The sequence below is a fragment of the Chryseobacterium arthrosphaerae genome (assembly GCF_001684965.1).
Lineage (GTDB): Bacteria > Bacteroidota > Bacteroidia > Flavobacteriales > Weeksellaceae > Chryseobacterium > Chryseobacterium arthrosphaerae.
Window position 1 is genome coordinate 152379 of the sequence record NZ_MAYG01000012.1, and the last position, 22822, is coordinate 175200.

At 36.5% G+C, this 22822-nt stretch carries 17 protein-coding genes; 9 read left to right on the forward strand and 8 right to left on the reverse strand.

The features are described from left to right. Nucleotides 1-265 precede the first annotated feature (265 nt). Complete coding sequence (rpiB, locus tag BBI00_RS16050) at nt 266-700, reverse strand: ribose 5-phosphate isomerase B (protein ID WP_065399889.1); 435 nt, start codon at nt 698-700, stop codon at nt 266-268. A 646-nt stretch (nt 701-1346) separates the two neighbouring features. Between rpiB and BBI00_RS16055 the strand changes: the two genes are divergently transcribed. Continuing rightward, nucleotides 1347-2537: a phosphoglycerate kinase gene (locus tag BBI00_RS16055; RefSeq protein WP_065399890.1), complete on the forward strand. Its 1191-nt coding sequence runs from the start codon at nt 1347-1349 to the stop codon at nt 2535-2537. Between the two features lie 1947 nt (nt 2538-4484). Here BBI00_RS16055 and BBI00_RS16065 read toward each other — a convergent pair. The 6 genes from BBI00_RS16065 to BBI00_RS16090 form a co-directional block, all read right to left on the reverse strand. Further along, nucleotides 4485-5306, reverse strand: coding sequence for a class I SAM-dependent methyltransferase (locus BBI00_RS16065; RefSeq protein ID WP_065399892.1), 822 nt, complete (start codon nt 5304-5306; stop codon nt 4485-4487). Nucleotides 5307-5421: 115 nt separating this feature from the next. Beyond that, the gene (gene mnmG, locus BBI00_RS16070) at nt 5422-7284 is read right to left on the reverse strand and encodes a tRNA uridine-5-carboxymethylaminomethyl(34) synthesis enzyme MnmG (protein ID WP_065399893.1); all 1863 of its coding nucleotides are present in this window, start codon (nt 7282-7284) and stop codon (nt 5422-5424) included. A gap of 147 nt (nt 7285-7431) precedes the next feature. After that, complete coding sequence (ybeY, locus tag BBI00_RS16075; protein WP_065399894.1) at nt 7432-7851, reverse strand: rRNA maturation RNase YbeY; 420 nt, start codon at nt 7849-7851, stop codon at nt 7432-7434. A gap of 4 nt (nt 7852-7855) precedes the next feature. Next, entirely contained in the window at nt 7856-10015 is a 2160-nt protein-coding gene (locus BBI00_RS16080) for a patatin-like phospholipase family protein (protein ID WP_065399895.1), read from the reverse strand. A 2-nt stretch (nt 10016-10017) separates the two neighbouring features. Then, complete coding sequence (locus BBI00_RS16085; RefSeq protein ID WP_065399896.1) at nt 10018-12465, reverse strand: bifunctional UDP-N-acetylmuramoyl-tripeptide:D-alanyl-D-alanine ligase/alanine racemase; 2448 nt, start codon at nt 12463-12465, stop codon at nt 10018-10020. 183 nt (nt 12466-12648) lie between these two features. Then, entirely contained in the window at nt 12649-13236 is a 588-nt protein-coding gene (locus BBI00_RS16090) for a thymidine kinase (protein ID WP_065399897.1), read from the reverse strand. A 61-nt stretch (nt 13237-13297) separates the two neighbouring features. Here BBI00_RS16090 and BBI00_RS16095 point away from each other — a divergent pair, with 61 nt between their 5' ends. The 5 genes from BBI00_RS16095 (at nt 13298) to BBI00_RS16115 (ending at nt 19208) form a co-directional block, all read left to right on the forward strand. Then, complete coding sequence (locus BBI00_RS16095) at nt 13298-14782, forward strand: hypothetical protein (protein WP_065399898.1); 1485 nt, start codon at nt 13298-13300, stop codon at nt 14780-14782. Between the two features lie 2 nt (nt 14783-14784). After that, a complete protein-coding gene (rsmI, locus tag BBI00_RS16100) occupies nt 14785-15459 on the forward strand; it encodes a 16S rRNA (cytidine(1402)-2'-O)-methyltransferase (RefSeq protein ID WP_065399899.1) in 675 nt (224 codons plus the stop codon). A 6-nt stretch (nt 15460-15465) separates the two neighbouring features. Continuing rightward, nucleotides 15466-16980, forward strand: a complete 1515-nt coding sequence (locus BBI00_RS16105) for a WG repeat-containing protein (RefSeq protein ID WP_123902308.1) — start codon at nt 15466-15468, stop codon at nt 16978-16980. 167 nt (nt 16981-17147) lie between these two features. Then, nucleotides 17148-17891: a 3-oxoacyl-[acyl-carrier-protein] reductase gene (gene fabG / locus BBI00_RS16110; RefSeq protein ID WP_065399901.1), complete on the forward strand. Its 744-nt coding sequence runs from the start codon at nt 17148-17150 to the stop codon at nt 17889-17891. A 3-nt stretch (nt 17892-17894) separates the two neighbouring features. Then, nucleotides 17895-19208, forward strand: a complete 1314-nt coding sequence (locus tag BBI00_RS16115; protein ID WP_123843851.1) for a DUF6056 family protein — start codon at nt 17895-17897, stop codon at nt 19206-19208. A gap of 43 nt (nt 19209-19251) precedes the next feature. On the opposite strand, the gene BBI00_RS16120 is transcribed toward BBI00_RS16115, so the two are convergent. Continuing rightward, nucleotides 19252-20292: a GMP reductase gene (locus tag BBI00_RS16120; RefSeq protein ID WP_065399903.1), complete on the reverse strand. Its 1041-nt coding sequence runs from the start codon at nt 20290-20292 to the stop codon at nt 19252-19254. A gap of 61 nt (nt 20293-20353) precedes the next feature. Between BBI00_RS16120 and BBI00_RS16125 the strand changes: the two genes are divergently transcribed. From BBI00_RS16125 to BBI00_RS16135, 3 genes are read left to right on the forward strand one after another with little or no spacing between them, the layout of a single operon-like run. After that, the gene (locus BBI00_RS16125) at nt 20354-21106 is read left to right on the forward strand and encodes a prolipoprotein diacylglyceryl transferase (RefSeq protein ID WP_065399904.1); all 753 of its coding nucleotides are present in this window, start codon (nt 20354-20356) and stop codon (nt 21104-21106) included. After that, complete coding sequence (locus tag BBI00_RS16130) at nt 21106-21333, forward strand: hypothetical protein (RefSeq protein ID WP_065399905.1); 228 nt, start codon at nt 21106-21108, stop codon at nt 21331-21333. Before BBI00_RS16125 ends, BBI00_RS16130 begins: the two co-directional genes overlap by 1 nt. 17 nt (nt 21334-21350) lie before the next feature. Beyond that, nucleotides 21351-22754: a radical SAM protein gene (locus BBI00_RS16135; protein ID WP_065399906.1), complete on the forward strand. Its 1404-nt coding sequence runs from the start codon at nt 21351-21353 to the stop codon at nt 22752-22754. Nucleotides 22755-22822: the final 68 nt, after the last annotated feature.

Sequence of the window (22822 nt, forward strand, 5' to 3'; positions counted from 1 at the left end):
TGGAAGCGAATCGTTTTAATATTGTTTTTGAAGGTTGTTTAATTTTAATCTTTAGTTTTAATTATTAGTCCGTAACAAAACTATAATTTTAGTTTAAAAATACAATATGAGTATGAGGAAAAATTTTGAAACCTTTGATCTGTATTCTAAAACAAATAAAGGCCGGCTATGGAAATAATAGAGTGGTAATTTCTATTCTGTTGATGCAAATGTACGAATAAAAAATAAATAAGGTCTGCAATTCAAATTACAGACCTCAGTATATTTAGCAAACTGCGATTTTATCAACCCGGTTTTGGTGTCTTCCTCCTTCAAATTCTGTTGAGAGGAATCTGTCAACAATTTCTATTGCCAGCTCCTTTGATATAAACCTTGCCGGCATGGAAATCATGTTGGCATCATTGTGCTGTCTTGCCAATGTTGCAATCTCCGGCATCCAGCAAAGTGCACATCTGATTTTCTGATGTTTGTTTGCCGTGATCTGAACTCCGTTTCCGCTTCCGCAGATCAGAATTCCAAGCTCATTCTCTCCGTTTTCCACAGAGGTTGCAGCAGGGTGTACAAAATCCGGATAATCCACACTGTTTGTGGAAAACGTACCAAAATCCTGAACTTCAAACTGTTCTGAAAGGTAGTTTTTAACAATCTCCTTATATTCATAGCCTGCATGGTCCGCTGCGATAGCAATTTTTCTTTTCATAATACTCTTATTAAGCTTTTTTAGATTTTATTTCCTTACAAAGGTAAGAATAATAACAATTCGTGTTAGTAAACCGGGAGTTAATTGTGAAAAGGTATGTTAATAAGTGTGGAAAACTTTTACCAACTTTCTATTTTTAAAGATCAATTTATTTCGTAATAGAAAATCTTTCTGAAAGTTTTCACCACAACTTTCCAGATGTTTTCTTCAGCTATCCCCAGAATTTTCCATAGCAAAATAACTCATAATGGTTTTTCCTCAAAGTTATCAACAATTGTGAATAAGTGTGTGAAACAGCAGGTTTACAGAGATTTATATTGTGAGTTAAATATGAATTGGATACCAGTTGAGTATGATCAACTTTACGCTAAAAACTTATCCCCGTTACTAACAATACATAACAACAACTACATTATTTTTTTTTAAGAAGAGAAAAGAATTGTTGATTAATGGGTGATTGGCTTCGGGGAAAGTTTTTGAAAACTTTTATTTCAATCAAACTGTTGAAAAAGTTTAAAACCTTACATTTGTGAAACGGAAATTCAATGAAATTTATGGAATTCTCCCTTCCGGAATTTGCTGAAATGCATCCCGGGCCTGATGGAGGATTGCCTGAGATCTCAGAAAAAATAATCTAAATTATAAAATGAAAACAATTAACGACTTCAATTTTAAAGATAAGAAAGCTCTTGTACGAGTTGACTTCAATGTTCCACAGGATGACCAGCTGAAAGTAAGTGATAATACGAGAATCGTTGCGGTGAAACCAACCGTTGAAAAGATTCTTAAGGATGGCGGATCTGTTATCTTAATGACACACCTTGGAAGACCGAAAGGAGAAGTTAAGGATGAGTTTTCACTTAAGCATATTGTAGATGAAGTATCAGCTGTTCTCGGTCAGGAAGTAAAATTTGTAGATGAATGTGTGGGTGAAAAAGCTGAAAAGGCTGCTGCTGATCTTAAACCGGGAGAAATCTTACTGCTGGAAAACTTACGTTTCCACAATGAAGAAGAAAAAGGAGACGAAGGCTTTGCTGAGCAACTTTCTCAATTAGGGGATGCTTATGTAAATGATGCTTTCGGAACTGCACACAGAGCTCACGCTTCAACAGCTGTAATTGCTAAATATTTCCCATCAACTAAATATTTCGGTTTACTGATGGCTAAAGAACTTCAGGCGATTGATAAAGTACTGAAGAGCGGAGAAAGACCGGTTACCGCAATCCTTGGAGGTTCCAAAGTTTCAACTAAGATTACGATTATAGAAAATATCCTTCCTGCAGTAGATAATCTGATCATCGGAGGCGGTATGGCATTTACATTTATTAAAGCTCTTGGTGGTAAAGTTGGAAACTCTTTGGTAGAAGAAGATAAGCTTCCTCTTGCACTTGAGATCTTAGGACAAGCAAAAGAGCATAAAGTAAAAGTATATTTACCGTCTGATGCCATCATCGCTGAAAGTTTCAGTAATGATGTAGAAAGAAAAGAATCAGATATCTATGCTATTCCTGAAGGATGGATGGGACTGGATGCCGGTCATAAATCAAGAGACCAGTTCAACGATGTACTATTAAATTCTAGAACAATTCTTTGGAATGGACCGATCGGAGTTTTTGAAATGTCTCACTTTGCCGGAGGAACTGTTGCTCTTGGAGAGAGTATTGCTGAAGCAACGAGGTTAGGTGCTTTCTCTTTAGTAGGAGGAGGAGACAGTGTGGCTTTCGTTAAGCAATTCGGATATGCTGATCAGGTAAGTTATGTTTCTACCGGAGGAGGGGCAATGCTTGAAAGTCTTGAAGGACTTGAGCTTCCTGGTGTGGCTGCTATCAATAATTAATAGAGAATAAAACCCAATATCTGGAGCCTGCTAATATTATTAGCAGGTTTTTTTATACCCAAATTTTCATTGTGAAATCCTGAATTCTTCTAGGTTTATATTATGAATAGATATAACTATAAGTTATAGATTTTAGCAGTGAACTCATTTCCTGAAACTTATGTTTTTCTAAGCTCCAAACCTGTCAGATCCTCAATTATCTCTCAATATTTATTCGTAAGATTGTGTCTTATTCTTTATACTTTTTGGAATAAAAGGTCATTAAAACCTTGTTTAAAAAATTATAATTTTGAAGTGGTTTGAAGAGCTATTTTTAAACTCCCCAGGTACATTTTAACTAATATCCAGTGAACCTGAAATTAAAGGAAATAATAAGGAATATTGTCGTTTCCCAAAGCTGCTACTTAACGATAAAAAGAAAAGACATACTTTTAAAACATTAGATTTTGATCATACGGTATGGACAAATTAAAAACCAAAGGAGAGATCATCAGGAAGGAGAGTTTGCAATTCTTGCATTGTCTGATGATTTTCAGGCCATGATTTCTATATTGAAATCTCTTCTTCTGATTTTAGAATTCTTAAAAGTATCAATTTTGCTGACCAGAATATTCTTGTTAAAAACTGCTCTTATTTGGAAGAAAAACAATGTATTTATTTCTTTGGTTACAATGGGAATACCTTTCCCAGTCTTACCGCAAGTTTTGATCTTAAATCTCTTTTTTTACCTTGACTTTTATCCTGCAAAATAAAAATAGTGGGAATACATTTTATAAGTGTCCTCAGGAAGCAGGAGATTGTGTAGCGGCTATAGATGAGCAGAACAACTTATTTTTTTTGAGAATGGCTGGTTTTAAATCTAAACGTATGATTGGAATCTTTCCATTTTACATTGATTATCTGATTTTTAGCTTGTAATTTTAAATCTTATTATTTGTCTATTTTTACATGAATTACTTATTGTAATAATTTAATATTTCATATAATCGTGATGTGTTTGCAAGTGTTTTTAAATCAATTATTAAACTTATTTATTATGTTTTTTATTGCTGTATTTTTCAGATAATTTTAAGTTTATATTTTCATTACTTTTAAGCTGTTTCTTTTTCTAATTTAAATATTGATAGTGAGTTAACTAAGTGTTTTTAAATTTTGATTTATATCTGTTTTACCTGTTTTCTTCTGAATTGTCTCTGCAGAAATTTTTTTTTTTAAAATTTGAAGCTGCTTTGCTTTTTTATATTTTTTTAATTGATTTTCATTATGGATTTTTTACGATTGCTTCGGATAGTTTTTACTAGCATGGCTGATTTCTATTCTGTGCATATTTTATGAGTCTACATATTTTATAAAAATTTTTATTTGAAAGAGTAGGGGAATGTAATTTCTGATATTTCTTTTCGCCAGAACTTTTAATGCCAGCAATTGAAAATAAAAATTAATAAAATATTTTATAAGATTCAGTTTCTTTAATTTTCAGTCCATTTTAGAAATTAAGATAAAAAGTACGGAAAATTGACCTTCAGAAATGCTTTAAAAATTAATTTTCTTAAATTTTCCGATTATAGAGGTGTAAAATAAAAATGAAGCTTAAAATGAAGTGTTTCTGGTTGATTTGGCTTTTGAAATCTGAATTTTTCTATTTTTTCTTCCAAATTTTCTATAAGTGCTCTAAAAATAAAAATTTTTCAGATTCGAAATAAAAATTCGATGTTGATTGGCTTATTGGAATTTTATGCTTTCAAAAAAATTTTATTTGAATATGGAGTAGGGGAGTGGTATAGGAACTGTGTCCAAATTCTCTATTTTAGTTTTTGAATATTTTTGGAAATGATAATTTTTGATGTAGGTTACATTAAAAAACTCAGGAATAATTTCCTGAGTTTTTAATTTTTTGGGTTGAAATACTGAAAATTGACCTTCAGAAATGCCTTAAAAATCCATTTTCTATCTTTTTTCGATAATATATATCAAACTTGAAAATTCGTTCGAAAAAAGGGCTTTTATGTTCGAAATTGTTCCGTAGATGGTTGCTTTTAACCAGAAAAGGGGCGATTTTTTATATTTTTCGCTCAGCATAGAGATGTAGTAAGAATCCAGGACCAGAGGTTTGATCTTTCTCATTTTCCAGTCAGGTTTTTTAGAAATCAGATTTTCCATTCCATTTTTTGAAAAATGATAAATGTGTCTGGGTACGTCATATGCTGCCCAATATTCTTTGTAATGCCTTGCATCATAAGAAGTGGGGTTGGGAACTGCAATGATAAGAAGACCTTTGTCCTTTAATTTCGTGTGAAAAATATTCAGCATTTCATCCTGGTTTTCGATATGTTCAAATACATGCCAAAGAGTAATTGCATCCAGGCTTCTATCTTCAATTTTCTGAATATCGTCAAGAATTTTTGCTTTTGCAATTTTACCCTGAGCTGCTTTTCTCGCATCCGCATCAGGTTCAAAACCGAAAGTTTCAAAATCGTTTTCTATAAACTTTACAAACTCTCCGGCGCCACATCCGTAGTCTAATACTCTGGATCCTTTTTTAATTCTGTCTACCAGAATATTCTTCTTGTACTGCAGATTAAAGGACTGAAGAAATTTGTATAACTTTTCTTTCAGGCTTCCGGAATCCTGGTGATGAGAAATATAATCTTCGCTTTCGTAATATCTTGAAATATTGGATGGGATAGGGGAGGTTTTATATACTCCCTTGGTTTCTGTTTCTTTAATTTCAAATATTTCCTGTGAAAGAAAATGATCTTTTATTTTCATGAAGTCGAAATCTGTTATATTTAAAAAATTAAGATATCTATAAGTTTTAAAAAGCTCATAAATACCTTAATTTTCGTTTTATTATTTTAAATGTTTCACGTGAAACATTTTTCTTTTAACGGCCTAAATAGACCAGTAAAACGTTTATATCAGCCGGAGATACTCCGCTTATTCTTCCTGCCTGTGCAATAGTCTTCGGGCGTACGTTAGACATCTTCTGTTTTGCTTCTGCAGAAAGGCTTGAAAGCTTCGTATAATCAAAATCTTCCGGAATTTTAATATTTTCCAGGCGGTTAAGTTTGGCAACGTTTTCTTTTTCCTTCTCTATATAGCCTTTGTACTTGATGTTGATCTCTGCCTGCTCTCTTACTTCATCATTGTATTGAGAGGAAACTTCTTTAATAAAGTCTATTTCATCAAGCTTCTCTAATGTCATATTAGGTCTGGTAAGAATTTGAGCTGCTCTGTAGGCCTGATCTACCGGACTGCTTTCAATTGTATCAAGGATGGGATTGATAACGCCTGGTTTTAAAGAAGTTTCACGAAGAAAGTCTTCAAGTGTCTGACTTTCAGCTATTTTTGTTTCTACTCGTCTTAATCTGTCCTCTTTTGCCAGACCTAACTGATACGCTCTCTCAGTCAGCCTGATATCAGCGTTATCCTGTCTTAGAAGTAGTCTGTATTCTGCACGTGAAGTAAACATTCTGTAAGGCTCTTCCGTACCTTTTGTGATAAGATCATCAATCAAAACTCCAATGTATGCTTCATCTCTGTTGAGAATAAAGTCTCCTTTTTCGTGAACTTTATTGTGAGCGTTGATACCGGCGATCAGACCCTGGCCTGCTGCTTCTTCATATCCTGTTGTTCCGTTGATCTGTCCTGCGAAATATAAATTATCAATTAATTTGGTTTCTAAGGTATGCTTCAGTTGGGTAGGAGGGAAGTAGTCGTATTCGATAGCATAGCCCGGTCTGAAAACTTTTACATTTTCAAATCCAGGAATATGTTTCATTGCTTTGATCTGTACATCTTCAGGAAGTGAAGAACTGAATCCGTTTACATAGATCTCTACAGTTTTCCATCCTTCCGGTTCTACGAAAAGCTGATGTCTGTTTCTTTCTGCAAAACGGTTGATCTTATCTTCAATACTTGGGCAATATCTTGGACCTAAACTTTGAATCGTTCCGTTGAACATTGGACTTCTGTCGAAACCTTCTCTTAAGATATCGTGTACCGTTTCGTTGGTATAAACGATATGACAGCTTAATTGTTTTGTTAGTTTCGGAGTATCAAGATAACTGAACTTTTGAGGATTCTCGTCTCCTTTCTGTTCTTCCATTTTTGAATAATCCAGACTTCTTCCATCCACTCTCGGTGGGGTGCCGGTTTTCATTCTTCCGGCTTCGAAACCTAAACTTACCAATTGTTCCGTGATACCAAATGCTCTTGGTTCACCCATTCTTCCACCACCTAATTGTTTGTCGCCAACGTGAATTAATCCGTTAAGAAAAGTTCCGTTGGTAAGAACTACAGATTTTGCTTTAATCTCAATTCCTAAAGAAGTAACTACTCCGGTTACTTTATTATTTTCAACAATCAGTTGTTTTACCATATCCTGAAAGAAATCAAGATTGGGAGTATTCTCTAATGCTAATCTCCATTCTTCGGCGAAAAGCATTCTGTCATTTTGGGTTCTCGGGGACCACATGGCAGGACCTTTTGAAAGATTCAGCATTTTGAATTGGATAGCCGATTTGTCTGCTACAATTCCGGAATATCCTCCCATTGCATCAATCTCTCTTACGATCTGACCTTTTGCGATTCCACCCATTGCGGGGTTGCAACTCATCTGTCCGATGGTCTGCATATTCATTGTGATGAGTAGTGTTTTTGAACCCAGATTGGCTGCCGCTGCTGCTGCTTCACAACCTGCGTGTCCGGCACCTACTACGATCACATCATATATTTCTGAAATCATTTTTATCTCGCTTGTTTTAAGCTTTAAACCTTATCTTTATCATCAATGTTTCACGTGAAACATTTTTGAAGAATGGACTCTAAGTAAATCTATATTGTTACTAGAATTGAGTACTTTAGATATCGGACTTTAAGTGATTGTTAAATATTAAAACTTTAAATCCTTATATTTGGCTAAGTACAGATCTTCCATTCTCCGCATCTCTTTTTCCTCTTCTTCCGTCTTGTCTTTATAGCCTGCCAGGTGTAAAATTCCATGGGCTAAAACTCTTCTTAATTCTTCTTCATAATCTCGGGAAAGGGTAGAGGCGTTGTCAGAAATGCGCTGCAAAGATACGAAAATCTCAGCGCTAATAGTCTTCCCTTTTACATAATCAAAAGTGATGATATCGGTATAATAATCATGCTGCAAATAATCCTGATTGATCTTCAGCAGATATTCATCATCACAGAAAATATAATTGATTTCGCCTGTTTTTTTTCCTTCTGAAAGAATAAGATCTTCCAGCCATTGTTTGTAATCTGTATTTACCGACTCTGGTAAATTTTCGTAAAAGAACTGTATCATTTTTTTAAAACCAGTGTCCTAAAATAACACTGAATATACCTTTTTGATTGTTTTTAAGTGAGTGGCTAAAGTTAACCTTAATCTGCCCGAAAGGAGATTTATAACCTGCCGTAAGTCCCAATGAGCTGTAATTTACTTTCACTGCATCTTCAAACTTTATATCGTTTGATAAGTTGGCAAAGGTAAAGTTTCCGCTGATAAAATAGTTTTTATTGAATTTAAACTGAATATCATTAGATGCCAGGATCACATTATTTGTATAAAGCTGGGCAAAGTAAAATCCTCCGAAACTTTTAAAATTAATAAGATTCTGTTCAAAAATTCCGCCTAACCTGTATTGATAATAAGATGGAAGATTTTCACCAATGGTAACGCCTCCAAATAAATTAAGACGGTAAGTAAACTGCCTGCCAAGAGGGATATTGACTTTAAGATCCGCCTTGATCTGAATTATTCTTTTATCAACTTCAGATTTTAACAGGTCCACAACTTTCCCTTCTGCAGCAAAATAAACGCCTTTGGTAGGAAATTCCTTGTCGTCCTGAGTATCGGTTTTGATAAAGACATAAGGGTTTAAAAAACGGCTGTAACGTCTGTTGTCCCCATTGCTGTTTTCAGCCTTGAAATAATCATGGCTGATTCCACCTCCAACAGCAAACTTATCTTTCCATACAGACTGTATATAAGCCTCATTTCTGATCCATTCCCACCGGTCTACAACATAATTATCAACATTTTTTATATCAAAGCTCATTCCTGATGAATAAAGGCCGAATCCCGGAATATACCCGTTATCGATAAAATAGTTCAGATAATACCTTAACCGGTCGCCTACAACCACATCCAGGGAAAGGTTTGAGTTTTTAAATAAAAGCCTTTTGGCAGAGTAATTCAACAGAAGTCCTGTTTTGAAAACTTCATCGTAATGCAATCCGAATTTTAAAAAATGCCGGGTATCATCTTCGGTTACATAAAGCTTCAGATAATTGGCATCGTTTTCCTGAACGATATCATAATTGATAAAACGGTAATTGTTGGTGGCAACCAGTTTATCAATCATTTTATTGATGCTTCCATAGGTCTGTAAAGAGGGGAGACGAAGTCCCATTTTCCCCAGGGTATAGTTTTTCCCGTAAATTTTGCTTCCTTCAATCGAAATACTGTCGATCTTATATACATTGGAGTAGATGGGATTTACAGCTTGTCTGAGGCGGTCAAAAGGGCGTTTGGGCAGTTGATCCAGAACCTGGGAATATTTAAGGCCTTCCACATACCCGCTGTCAAGGATCTTTTTTTTGTCATCGTAGCTTGTAGCAGACATTCCTTTCAGGTTAGGTTTGATGTTGATATCCGTATACTTATATTGTTTCCGGGTATCCCTTTTTATTCCGAAATCAATTACCTGGTTCAGGATGGCAATAATATTGTTTAAATCCTCTCTTTTGGATAGATCCTGGTTCAGGTCCACGCCGATTACGATATCAATTCCTTTGTCCTTTAAAGGCTTTGAAGGATAGTTTACCGTCATCGCTCCATCAATGTAAATACTGTCCCCGATTTTTACAGGATCCATTAATGAAGGAAAGGCTGAACTGGCCATAATTGACTGAACAAGATCGCCTTTTTCAAATATCTGCATATTTCCGCTTTCCAGGTTGGTGGCAACACATAAAAAAGGAATAGGCATTTTTGAAAAATCTTCAATATTCGAAACATTTTTGAAAAGTTCTTTTAGAAGATACACGTTTCTTTGTCCCGTACTGATGGAAGAGGGAAGTGTAATTTTTCCGTTTTTCAGCGGAATAGATAGCAGGTATTTATCTACCGATTTATTAAAAAAACTTGCTTCCTGCCTTGACTTCGGATCCATTATAAGTGAATAGAAATCCGTATCCATAACGATCTTTTCTATCTCTTTTCCGGAATAGCCTGAAGCGTACAGACCACCAACAATAGCGCCCATACTCGTTCCGGCAATATAATCTACTTTCACTCCCAAAGAATCCAGGACCTTGAGTACTCCGACATGTGAAAAACCTTTGGCACCACCACCGGCAAGCGACAGTCCTATTTTGGGGTTTTTCGGAATTACCAGATCTTTTTTTACCTGAGAATGGATCAGCAGTAATTGGAATACGAAAAGTAGGATCAGGAGTTTTCTCATAGTTAATCTTTTATATAGATCCGTTTCACCCGGGGCGAAATGGAGGTTAATACTTCATAGGTTATCGTTTTGCAGTAGCCTGCGAATTCTTTTAAACTTGGTTTGGCGTTGAATACCGTTACAGTGTCACCTTCCTTTACATTTGGGATATTGTCTACATTGATCATCATCATATCCATGCAGATATTTCCGACGATTGGTGCCAGGGTCTTATTAACGCCCAGGCTTCCCACCTGGTTTCCGATTAATCTCGGAATCCCATCAGCATATCCTACAGGAACTGTAGCAATCCTTGTAAGATGATCAGCTTTATATCTTCTGCTGTAGCCTACGGACTCTCCACCTTCCACCATTGATATCTGTGAAATTACGGTTTTAAAACTTACCACAGACTGTAGTTGTTTCTGAATTTCATTGTCAGAAGATTCCCCCAGCATTCCGATACCGATTCTTACCATATCATACTGATGGTCGCTATAGCTTGTAATCCCTGAAGAATTCAGAATGTGACGGATAGGAGTGTAGCCCAGTTTTTCTATCAGATAGCTGGAATTTCTTTCGAATACTTCAAACTGTTTTAAAGTGAATGCCCGTTCTTCAGGCATATCGGATGAAGACAGGTGACTGAACATGCTCTGAACCTTCAGGTTTTTACCGCTTAAAGTTTCACTTAGCTGATCCAGCTCAAAATCTTTAAAACCAAGACGGTGCATCCCTGTTTCCAGTTTGATGTGAATCGGATATTTTTTATCATATCCTGACTTTTGTACGGCTTCATAAAATAGCTCCAGAACTCTGAAACTGTAAATTTCAGGCTCAAGATCATATTCTATAATGGTCTGATAACTGTGCTGTTCAGGATTCATTACAATAATAGGAGTGGTGATTCCCTTTTTACGAAGTTCCACACCTTCATCCACATAGGCAACTCCCAGATAATCGATATGATGATGCTGTAAGAATTCCGATACCTCAAAACTGCCAAGACCATAGGCATTAGCTTTGACCATAGCCATCATTTTGGTTCCGGGTTTAAGCAATGATTTATGATAATTGATGTTATGAAGAATCGCATTCAGATTAACTTCCAGAACCGTATCATGTTTTCTGAGCTCAAGAATATCTTTAAGCTTTTCAATTTCGAATTTTCTGGCTCCTTTCAGAAGGATAATCTGGTTTTCAATTTCAGTAAGGTGTTTACTTTCAATGAGCTCTTTAGTGTCAATGAAAGTATATGTTTTAGTTTTAAATAATTCACTGAACTTTGATATTTTATCACCGATCAGGAATACGGAATCAAAACGCTGCTCATTCACGAGTTCGGAAACTTCTTCATACAATTCCTGTGAATTGACATTCACTCCAACAATATCGGTTAATACCAAAGACTTTTTAGATTTGTTGTATTCTTTCAGAAACTGCAGGGCAGTCTTAAGAGAATCGAGGTCAAGGTTGAAAGAATCGTTGATGATAATATTGCCTTTTATTCCTTCGATGGATTCAAGCCTCATTTCGACGGCCTTTAAAAGGTTGATTTTTTCGACGATCTTTTTATTTTCGATGTTCAGCTCCTTAAGCACTGTGATAAGCGCCATAGCATTGGTTAACGTCGCTTCGTCCCTCTGGTGGGCCGGAAAACTGATTTCTTCACCAAAATATTCAACAATGATGTTTTCATCCCTGGAAATATTATTTTTGATGAAGACATTATTTTCCTTTTTAAATCCGTAAGAAATCAATTTTCGTCCGGAATAGGATTTTTTTATTTTCTGATCTACCGAAGAATTGTCTCCGTTATAGATGATGACTTCAGAATCTTTAAAAAGTCTGATCTTTTCATCAATCAGTTGCTCTTCGGAAGAAAAATTGGCGGCATGGGCGGTTCCGATATGGGTAAGCAATCCGATCTGAGGATGGAAAATATGTTCAAGTTTTTCCATTTCATCCGGTTTTGAAATTCCCACTTCAAAAATTCCAAGCTTGTGATTGCTGTTGATCTGAAGAAGAGAAAGGGGCAGACCGATCTGAGAATTGAAACTTTTCGGGCTTTTTACAGTAGGGAATTCATTCCACAGGCATTGGTACAGCCATTCCTTTAAAATAGTTTTTCCATTACTTCCTGTGATTCCGATAGATTGTATGTGAGAGTTTTCGAAATGATACCTGGCTAATTTTTGAAGAAAATCTACAGAATTTTCAACAATAATCCAGGTTACATTGTTGTACTCCGGATCATAATGTTCGGAAATAATGACACCGATACCTCTGTCAATTGCAGATTCAATAAATTTTTCACCGGAATTCTTATGGGTATTGATCGCTATAAAGGCAGTATTTTTTGTTGAATAAATAATCCTGCTGTCATAGGCGATATTTCTGATCATCAGATTTCCGTCTCCAATAACCTGTGCATTGGTGATCTCTGCAATGTGCTGTACTGTATAATTCATTGGTACCCTTTCTGCTTTATTTTAGGCGAAACAGCAACAGGGAAATTTCAAAAAAGATCAGACAGGCTCAATAGGATTAAGCTGATTTACCCTTTTCTGAAATGCTTCAACAGTGCTTTCCGCTTTTCATTGTATATAAATGTAAATCTATTTTATGTTGCTGTACTCAGCTTTTCTCATCAATTACTTCCTTTTCGAAAGCACTTCATCAATAAAAACCCTACGGCTTACCGCTTCATAGCTTTCCGTTTCTCCCAGCTCAACAAGATCATTTCCCTGGGAAGTTCTCATAGAATAATTGGCAAGATTACCTGTTCTCTTACAAATAGCATGCACTTTTGTAACATATTCGGCGGTAGCCATCAGATTGGGCATTGGTCCGAACGGACGGCCTAAAAAGTCCATGTCTAATCCTGCAATCACCACTCTTATTCCGCTGTTGGCAAGCTGGTTGGCAATATCAACAATGCTTTCATCAAAAAACTGGGCTTCATCTATTCCTACCACATCACAATTGGAGGCCAGCAGAAGAATTTCATTCGGATTATCTACCGCAGTACTGCGTATTTTGTTCTGATTATGAGAAACTACATCCTCTTCAGAATACCGGATATCCAGTTTCGGTTTAAAAATTTCTACATTCTGTCCTGCCATTTCTGCCCTTCGCAATCTGCGGATCAATTCCTCGGTTTTACCGGAAAACATAGAGCCACAAATCACTTCCATCCAACCACTTTGTTTGGAATGATTAATTGTATTTTCTAAAAACATTTGTTAAATTAGCCGTATATTTTTAACATCAAAAGTAAGCAATTTTAATAAGAATCTTATTATGCAGAATATCCAAGATTTAAAGGAAAAGATTTTTTTTGAATCCATGAATATCATTGATAATCTGGACAAAATAAATAACGTAGACGAATTACTTTCCAAGCAGGATCTTGTAGATGAGCTTGCTAACAGGATTTCTTTTTTGAAACTGCTGGAAAAAAATATCGAATACTTCGTGACAGATCATCCGGAGCAGCATCCGGAACATCAGCATATTTCTTTTGCCTCCGGTGAAAGTGAATATCATGACTCCGGCAATGAGGTTACGGAGGAAGAAGCCATCTTCAATAATGAACTGAATGAGATTGATGAAAATGAGGTTTTTGAAGAAAGGTCTGAAGAAGAAGCTATTTTTAATAACCAGCTGAATGAAATTGTTGAAAATGAATTCCATGAGAATATCATAAGTTTTGTGGAAGAAAACTCCGGCGGAAACACGGTGCAAAATATCCAGGAACAGACCAATCCCAATGAAATTACGGAAGAAGAAGTGGTATTTAATAACCAGTTGAACGAAATTGAAGAAAATGAAGTGGGAGAAAACCCTGACGGAGCCCTGCTCAACTTTGTGGATGAGGAGAAAATTCTTTCAGATTCTGCTCCTGATTCCGATGAAGATATCAGCGAAGATATGTTTCGTAATGATGTAACGGAAGAAGAAGCGATCTTCAACAATCAGCTGAATGAAATAGACAGCGATGATGAAGAGACTGATGAAACAAAAGAAAATGAGACGGATTTCGCAGTAGTAAATAACGTAAAAGAAAATACCGTTAAGGAAACCATTCCCAGTATTTTTGATACAGAGATGCTGGATGATGAAATGCTGATCGAGGAAAATGAAGAGCGGTTTATTTCAAATACCTCAATAGAACAGGGCGAAATGGCTACAGATACTTCCAATGTAGAACATATCCTGAATGACATCAAAAATGATTATTCAGAAGACGGCAAGAAAGAAGAAAATGTTCTCGCTGAAGTCTATGACAGAAGAAAAATTGTTGACATTGATAAACCGGTTCCTGAAGAAACAGATAAACATCCATCTGATGAAAGCTTTGAAAATTTAGAAGCATATCAGCAGGAGAAAAAAATAAAATTAGCCAATATCAAAGGATTGAAAGCAGTTCAGTCACTTTTTGATGATGATCCTCTGGAAAGAGAAACCCCTCAGGAGAGCCAGCCGGCCGCTGTAAAGGAAGATACCGGAAGCATCCTTAAATCAAATATTCCAACCCAGTTTATGGAGGCTGAAAAACAGAAACCGGAGTTTAAACTGGATCTGAATGACAGAATTGCCTTCTCCAAAATGCTGTTTGAAGGAAGCCAGGCAGATCTTAATGATACGGTAGCCCAGCTGAACCAATTTAAAACACTCGAGGAAGCCAAAGAATACCTGAGTGACCTTTACTACGACAGAAAATGGAATAAGGTGGATGAATATGCCCAGCGACTTTGGATATTGGTGGAAAATAAATTCTTATAATTTTGAGCGGAATCCTATATTTTGTTCCCACACCAGTCGGGAACCTGGAAGATATGACGTTCAGGGCTGTCAACGTCCTGAAAGAAGTAGATTATATTTTGTGTGAAGATACCAGAACTTCCGGAATACTTTTAAAACATTTTGAAATCTCCAAGCCTTTAAAATCTTATCATCTGCATAATGAACATCAGGCTACAGAAAAAGTGATTGCAGACCTTAAAAATGGCCAGAATATCGCTATCATTACCGATGCCGGAACTCCTGGAATCTCCGATCCCGGTTATTTACTGGCAAAAGCCGGAGCGGATAATGGTATCGAAATGATATGCCTGCCCGGAGCAACCGCTCTGATTCCTGCCCTGGTAGTATCAGGACTTCCGAACAATGAATTCCTTTTTGCCGGATTTTTACCACAGAAAAAAGGAAGACAGACAAAACTTAAGCAGCTTGCAGAAGAAAAGAAAACCATCGTCCTTTACGAGAGTCCTCATAAGATCAATACAACACTGGAACAGATCAGGGAGTTCTTCGGCGAAGAGACCAAAGCGAGCTTAAGCCGTGAGATTTCTAAAAAGTTTGAAGAAACCAAACGGGGAACAATCAGTGAGTTGATTGAATTTTCCAAAACCAAAACTTTAAAAGGAGAGATCGTTCTTATTATCAATAATTCTATTTGATTTTCATTGAAAAAACTAATTTTTGTATTGTGTTCTGCAGTCTGTGCAGGGCAGACTAACCAATATATGAAAGTTATCCTGTCTAAAAAGACGGGAAAGGAGGTCAGTTCTTATTCAGACGGATACGGAGTAACTTATGATCCGGATTCAAAAAAACAGGGAATCGTAGATTCATTGGGCACTATTACCTTTGAGTCTCCTTACAAGGCAGGTATTTTACACGCTTTTAAAAACAGGTTTATTCTGTATGCAGAAACGGGGAATAAGAGAAAATCAGCTGTGATTGATGAGAAAGGAAAAGAGCTGATTCCTCTGGATGTTCAGGAATTCGATACACCCTGGTGGAGTAAGGAACGGATCATTGCTTCCGGATCAGGAAAAGAAGTTCTGTATGACTATAATGGGAAAGAAATCATTCCTGTTTCCGATAAGATCAGATTCTCCGGAAAGAACAGATTTTTTGTTTTAAAAAATAAAAAATGGTTCCTGTATGACTTTGACGGAAAGCAGCTCAGCGACCGGGAGTTTAAAGAAGATTACAGCTTTGAAGAGGGAAGAGCACTTATTCTCAATGAAGACGGGCAATATGAAATTATAGGAATAAACGGACAGACCCTGCATAAATTTTCAAAGCAGGTGGTAAATATCAATGCTTATCCATATCTGATTACCAGAAATAAAGCTACCGGAAAATACGGGCTCATTGACACGGAAGAAAATACAATTGCTGATGAAGTTTACAAAGAGATCACCTCGGAATATTTTGGAAAGAAAGAATATATTTATCTTGTTAAAAATAATACTACAACGGTCTTTCATAAGAAAGACAGAAAGCTTTATCCCAATAATTTTAAATACCTGAATCCTCTTTTCAATAACCTTTTCAGTGTATACAACGAAAAAACACAGAAATCGGGAGTTGTTGATTTGCAGGGAAACATGATTTTTCCTCAGGAATATGACTTTATCAGAAACTTTACCATTTCCGGAAGAGAATTTATATATCTTAAAAAAGGAAATGAAGAAAAACTCCTTGATAAGGATTTGAAAAATACGATAGGAGAAGGGGTTAATATTCTGGGCTTTTATCCTGAAGGTCTTATTATACTTAAAGAAAATACCTATTATAGATTTTCAGCAGTCGACCAATCGATGGCAGTGCTTAAAAACATAAGCATGATCAAAGATGAAGGAACCGGGTATTTCAATTTTCTCAATGAATATTCAAAGCCGCTTGTCTGCAGAAACTCAGATCATTTTTATGGTATTATCGATGGAAAAGGAACGGTAATTGTACCGTTCATCTACGAAGATATCGTTACGTTTGGCAATTTTGAAAATGAAATTGTGGTAAAAAAAGACGGGAAATATGGTGTTTCGAACTTTCAGCATGAGCCTTTGAAGGAAATTGTATATGATCAGTTTCTATGGCAGAAAGAGGTATTGAAACTGGACAAAAATAAAAAATCAGACTTCATTTATTTCACAAGATTTAAAAATAATACCACCCGGCTTAACTGAAATGAAAGAAATTCATCAAAAAAGTTCAGTATTTTAACGATTTAAATGTGTCGAATAACAATTTATAATATCTTTGCAAACCGTTTAATTCCGGATAGGAATTATGAATATTGAATGAGTCAGCGGTCACAAGCTGAATGAGTTATAAGAAATAATTATCAATAGATATGAGAATATTAGAAGGAAAAGTAGCACTAATTACCGGAGCTACAAGAGGAATCGGAAAAGGGATTGCTGAAATGTTTGCCCAGCAGGGAGCAAAAGTAGCATTTACCTATGCCGGCTCTGTAGACAAAGCTAAAGAATTAGAAGCAGCTTTAAGTTCTGTAACCCAGATCAAAGGATATCAGTCTGATGCATCAGATTATGATGCAGCCCAGAAGTTGGTGGATGAAGTAATGGCTGAGTTTGGGCAGATCGATATTTTGGTAAATAACGCAGGGATTACAAAAGATAACCTGCTGTTGAGGATGTCTAAAGAAGATTGGGATAAAGTGATCAAAGTAAACCTTGACTCTGTTTTCAACCTTACAAAAGCAGTGATCAAGCCGATGATGAAGGCAAGATCAGGATCTATCATCAATATGACTTCAGTAGTCGGGGTGAAAGGAAATGCAGGACAGGCCAACTATGCGGCATCCAAAGCAGGGGTAATAGGATTTACAAAATCTGTTGCATTAGAGCTGGGATCAAGAAATATCAGATGTAACGCTATTGCTCCGGGATTCATTGAAACAGAAATGACAGCTGTTCTGGACGAAAAAACAGTGCAGGGATGGAGAGAGGAAATTCCAATGAAAAGAGGAGGGCAGCCTGCTGATATTGCCAATGCATGTGTATTCCTGGGAAGCGAAATGTCCGCTTATATTACAGGGCAGACTCTCAATGTAGACGGCGGAATGCTGACTTAAGAAATGAAAAAAATACAGAATATAGTATTATTCTTATCAGTTATATTATTCATCGGTCTGGTTTATATTAGCTTGTTTAATGTATACCAGACCGATGATTATATGTGTGCTTATGGTACTCGGGAATATGGGCTTTTGGGAAACTTTACACACACTTATTTATACTGGGGAGGGAGATATTTCGGATATACGGTGAATATGCTTAACCCTGTTGCCTACGATCAATATGGAATCCTTCCAAAGGTATATCCACTTTTTTTAATGCTTTCTTTTATCGGGGTTTCAGCTCTTAATTTTAAGGCTTATTTTCAATATCCTCTTGGAAAATCTTTACAAAAATCTATTATTTTATTTTTATTTTATACTGTTCTTCTTGCGCGTCTTTCGGAACATTATTTTTGGATAACAGGTTCTAATGTATATTTTCTTCCGGTAATTATATTTGGTTTTCTGCTCTATTTTTTTAAAAAAAATAAAGATACCCATAACAAAATATGGCTTTACCTATCAGCAGCACTGATTATAATTTTGATGGGATCTAATGAACTTTTGGCATTGATTCTGGAAGGACTTTTGATTGTGTATTATTATCAAAAAAGGGATAGGCAAAGTTTATCTTTTTTAATATTAGGAACTGTATTTTTACTTGTGAGTTTTCTTGCTCCTGGAAATTTTAACAGGATGGGAGAAGTAGAAGACGGATTATTAAGATGGATAAAGAGAGTGGGTATTTTTGGAGCAAATTATATATATATTGCTTTTAAAGTAATTTTAATACTTCCATTATTTATCAAGGTTTTTGAAAAGGAGCTTAAAAATATTGTGTATAAAATAACTTTTAAAGAAGCTTTTTTATTTTGGGGTGTTACATTTCTTCCCATGCTTTTTTTAGGCTACCTCCTCAATTCAATTGGAAGGCATTTTGAAAATATAATTTTTTATTTTTTTATTACCTTCTCAGTATTAATGGTATTTAAATTTGAAAAAATTAAGCAATTTTGGTGGATATCGGCCCTCATTATTTTTCTGCCAACACTGAAAATTTTTCCTGAAAGATATTCTTATTTTAATATTGATTTTAATATTAACAATATGTTGATAGACGCTTTTAGTACAAATCTGAGGGAATATGAACGTGAAGTGAATGAAAGGATAGCAATTATTGAAAAATCTAAAGATTCTGTTGTAGTAGAAAAAATAAAAGTGATCCCCAAAACCTTATATTTTTATGAAATGGCCTCTGAAAAAGAGGAACAGAGTTTTGTAAATGATCAGCTTCAGAAATATTTTAAAAAGAAATATATCAGAACAAAATAAAAAAAGCCTTTCGATATTTCCGAAAGGCTTTTCATTGCTATTTTTAATCTTTGAATACCTGGTTTTCCTGCTCCTGAACCCTTATAAATGTTGTTCTTTTAGAAAGCTCTTTAAGCTTGGAAGCTCCCACGTAGGTACAGGTAGAACGTACACCACCCAGAATGTCTTTTACGGTTTCTGAGACCGGTCCTTTATAAGCTACTTTTACCGTTTTTCCTTCAGAAGCCCGGTATTCTGCCACACCTCCGGAATGTTTATCCATCGCTGTTTTTGAGCTCATTCCATAGAAGAGACGGTATTTCTTCCCGTTTTCTTCAATCATTTCGCCTCCGCTCTCATCATGGCCGGCGAACATACCGCCCAGCATCACAAAATCAGCACCTCCTCCGAAAGCTTTTGCCACATCTCCCGGCACCTTACAGCCTCCGTCAGCAATGATATGACCTCCCAGACCGTGAGCAGCATCCGCACATTCAATAATAGCAGATAATTGCGGGTAGCCCACTCCGGTTTTCACACGGGTTGTACATACTGAACCGGGACCGATTCCAACTTTTATGATATCGGCACCTACTAAAAGCAGCTCTTCCACCATTTCCCCGGTAACTACATTGCCGGCGATAATAACTTTGTCCGGAAAATTCGCCCTTGCCTTCTTCACAAAGTCAACAAAATGCTCAGAATAACCATTGGCTACATCTATACATAGAAACTCAATTTTAGGGTGCTTTTCGAGGATCGTCCGGATTTTTTTTTCATCTGCCTTTCCGGTTCCCGTACTTAAGGCAATATACTGATGGATATTTTCCGGTTGACTGTCCAGAAAACGGCTCCATTCTTCAGGAGTATAATGTTTATGAATTGCGGTAATGATCTTGTCTTTTGCCAGCTCTACTGCCATTTCAAAAGTCCCTACAGTATCCATATTAGCGGCAATCACAGGAACTCCCTTCCATTTCTTCCGGGTATGTTTAAAGATAAACTCCCTTTCCAGATCCACTTCTGAACGGGACTTTAATGTTGAACGCTTAGGGCGGAACATTACATCCTTGAACCCCAGTTTTATGTCATATTCTATACGCATTTTGTAATTATTTGTCAGAATAAAGGTAGTAAATAATCTCAAATGGATTATTTTTGAAGCTATGGATTTTCCTGTAACCTTTCATATTTTCGGCAAAACAGTTCTTGCCCATCCTCTTTTTGAGGCGGTTGGAATGTTTATGGGGATGAGGTATTATTTTTATCTTAAACGGAAATCAAAAGAAAAGCTGTCTTTCAATACCTCTGCTGCTGTTCTGATAGGAGCTACCGCCGGGGCTTTGCTGGGATCCAAACTGATCGGAAACCTGGAAAACCCGTACATGATGTTTGACGGTTTCAGCCTTCGGAAATTCTGGTCCAGCAATACAATTGTAGGAGGATTGGCTTTCGGGCTGCTTGGGGTAGAGCTTGCCAAAAAAGTAGTTCATCATAAGGAAAGCACCGGTGACCTTATTGTTTTTCCTCTGCTGCTTGCCATGATTATCGGAAGGATCGGCTGCTTCCTTACAGGTATCTATGAAGAAACCTATGGATTGCCTACAGAATCGGTTTTCGGGATGCATTTGGGTGATCAGTACCTGCGTCATCCGGTTGCATTGTATGAAATAGGATTTTTAATAATTCTATGGGCTTGCCTGAAATATATTCAGCGACGGAAAAAATACCGTTCAGGATTTCTTTTTCAGGTATTTATGCTGAGCTATTTTACATTCAGATTCCTGCTGGATTTTATCAAACCGAGGGTAGAGGTGGCAGGAAATCTCGGAACGATTCAGATAGTATGTATTTGCGTAATTATTTATTACATTTATACGATTAAAAACATCCAGTCACAAGATTTAAAATATTCATAATGAGATTTTTAACCATTTTAGAAGCCGGAGGCCTGGTAGGCATAGTCATTTTCATTGTTGGAATGATGATCCTGGGGGCGTTATTTATTTCCATTATTGTATCTTTTGTTGTAAAACTGATTTATGAAAGAAAGGGAGATAAAAAATTCAGCAGAAAACAGTTCATACAGACCTTTGTAATCTGCCTTCTGGTCTGTGGTCTGATCAGCGGATATATTTGTGGATAAGGATTTAAAATAACATTATGCCGGTAAGAAACTATACCTATTACGACTATACGATAAGCCTTTGTCCTGAATGTCTGAAAAGAGTGGGAGCAAAGATCATTATAGAGGATGAAGCTGTTTTTATGACCAAGAGATGTCCTGATCACGGTTTTTTCAAAACAAAAATAGCCTCTGATGTACAGTATTACAAAAACATCAGAAACTATAACAAAGCTTCTGAAATGCCCTATCATTTCGGTACGGATGTGGAATACGGCTGCCCCTATGACTGCGGGCTCTGTGTAGATCATGAACAGCACAGCTGCCTTTCGATAGTAGAAGTGACGGATCGTTGTAACCTGACCTGTCCTACCTGCTATGCCATGTCGTCGCCACATTATGGAAGCCACAGAAGCCTGGAGGAAATAGAAGCGATGTTTGATACCATCGTCAAGAACGAAGGTGAGCCTGATGTTGTACAGATCAGTGGAGGAGAGCCTACGATACATCCCGAGTTCTTCAAAATCATGGATATTGCCAAGTCAAAGCCTATCAAACATCTGATGCTGAATACCAATGGGATAAGGATTGCCAATGATCCGGGTTTTGCTGAAAAGCTGGCCACTTATGCCCCTGAGTTTGAGGTATACCTTCAGTTTGATTCATTCAAACCGGAAGTTCTGGAAGATTTCAGAGGAAAAGATCTCACGTCAGTAAGAATGAAAGCACTTGAAAAGCTCAATGAACTTAACCTTTCCACAACATTGGTGATTGTTCTTCAAAAAGGAAAGAATATTGATGAAATAGGGAAAATCATTGAATTTGCTTTACAACAGAAATGTGTACGAGGAATTACCTTCCAGCCTGTAGAAATTGCCGGACGCAACAGGGAAGACTCTGCCCATGAGAAAATTACCCTGACGGAGGTGAGACAGGAAATTCTCAATCAGTTTCCTCTACTGAATTCTGACGACATTATTCCGGTTCCGTGTAACCCGGATGCTTTGGCGATGGGCTATATTTTAAAACTTCAGGGCGAAACCATTCCCCTGACCCGGTATATCAATCCGGCAGACCTTCTGAATAATGAATCAAGAAATACCATTGTGTACGAACAGGACCAGGGCTTACATATGCAGCTGCTGGACATTTTCAGCACCGGTATTTCTGTAGATAAAGTAAAACCTAAGGTGAATCAGTTATTGTGCTGTTTACCTGAAGTCTGTGCACCTGATCTGGATTATGACAACCTGTTCAGAATTATCATTATGAACTTTATGGATGCTCATGATTTTGATGTACGTGCAGTGAAGAAATCCTGTGTTCATATCGTCAACAAGGACCTGAAATTAATTCCATTCGAAACAATGAATCTTTTCTACAGGGATGATAAGAAAAATTATCTGGAAGAACTGAGAAAGGATGATAAGGTGCTGTTTTAAAAAAGAAAGTTAACGCTACATCTTTTAAAGAACAAAAGATCCGCATGATCTGCTCAATCAGCATGAAT

What these genes read in the sequence shown, in the direction of transcription:
- rpiB (WP_065399889.1), bottom strand. Translation starts at nt 700, where the DNA reads ATGAAAAGAAAAATTGCTATCGCAGCGGACCATGCAGGCTATGAATAT.
- BBI00_RS16055 (WP_065399890.1), top strand. Translation starts at nt 1,347, where the DNA reads ATGAAAACAATTAACGACTTCAATTTTAAAGATAAGAAAGCTCTTGTA.
- BBI00_RS16065 (WP_065399892.1), bottom strand. Translation starts at nt 5,306, where the DNA reads ATGAAAATAAAAGATCATTTTCTTTCACAGGAAATATTTGAAATTAAA.
- mnmG (WP_065399893.1), bottom strand. Translation starts at nt 7,284, where the DNA reads ATGATTTCAGAAATATATGATGTGATCGTAGTAGGTGCCGGACACGCA.
- ybeY (WP_065399894.1), bottom strand. Translation starts at nt 7,851, where the DNA reads ATGATACAGTTCTTTTACGAAAATTTACCAGAGTCGGTAAATACAGAT.
- BBI00_RS16080 (WP_065399895.1), bottom strand. Translation starts at nt 10,015, where the DNA reads ATGAGAAAACTCCTGATCCTACTTTTCGTATTCCAATTACTGCTGATC.
- BBI00_RS16085 (WP_065399896.1), bottom strand. Translation starts at nt 12,465, where the DNA reads ATGAATTATACAGTACAGCACATTGCAGAGATCACCAATGCACAGGTT.
- BBI00_RS16090 (WP_065399897.1), bottom strand. Translation starts at nt 13,236, where the DNA reads ATGTTTTTAGAAAATACAATTAATCATTCCAAACAAAGTGGTTGGATG.
- BBI00_RS16095 (WP_065399898.1), top strand. Translation starts at nt 13,298, where the DNA reads ATGCAGAATATCCAAGATTTAAAGGAAAAGATTTTTTTTGAATCCATG.
- fabG (WP_065399901.1), top strand. Translation starts at nt 17,148, where the DNA reads ATGAGAATATTAGAAGGAAAAGTAGCACTAATTACCGGAGCTACAAGA.
- BBI00_RS16115 (WP_123843851.1), top strand. Translation starts at nt 17,895, where the DNA reads ATGAAAAAAATACAGAATATAGTATTATTCTTATCAGTTATATTATTC.
- BBI00_RS16120 (WP_065399903.1), bottom strand. Translation starts at nt 20,292, where the DNA reads ATGCGTATAGAATATGACATAAAACTGGGGTTCAAGGATGTAATGTTC.
- BBI00_RS16125 (WP_065399904.1), top strand. Translation starts at nt 20,354, where the DNA reads ATGGATTTTCCTGTAACCTTTCATATTTTCGGCAAAACAGTTCTTGCC.
- BBI00_RS16130 (WP_065399905.1), top strand. Translation starts at nt 21,106, where the DNA reads ATGAGATTTTTAACCATTTTAGAAGCCGGAGGCCTGGTAGGCATAGTC.
- BBI00_RS16135 (WP_065399906.1), top strand. Translation starts at nt 21,351, where the DNA reads ATGCCGGTAAGAAACTATACCTATTACGACTATACGATAAGCCTTTGT.